The organism is Shewanella sp. P1-14-1, assembly GCF_001401775.1.
Lineage (GTDB): Bacteria > Pseudomonadota > Gammaproteobacteria > Enterobacterales > Shewanellaceae > Shewanella > Shewanella japonica.
Genome location: NZ_LKTL01000136.1, coordinates 1 through 224, shown reverse-complemented (window position 1 = coordinate 224; position 224 = coordinate 1). Strand labels below are relative to the sequence as shown.

At 47.8% G+C, this 224-nt stretch carries 1 pseudogene; it reads left to right on the top strand.

What is annotated here, in order from left to right:
* A pseudogene (locus tag AN944_RS21730) lies at positions 1 to 224 on the top strand (hypothetical protein); the annotation flags it as partial.

Here is a 224-nt window from a genome sequence, read left to right as displayed (position 1 = left end):
GCAATTACCATCACAGATGTGGCAGTAAACGCGGACGGTACTTACTCTGTCGATAATGTTGACCTATCTACACTTGTGGATGGCGACATCACAGTGGTGGCAACTGCAACTGACAGCAACGGTAACGACCTGTCTGCCAACGACACTGAAAACCTTGATGCCCTTTCAAGTAACATCACCGTCGATTTAGTCATCGATGGCGATAATAACGGTGACATCACTGG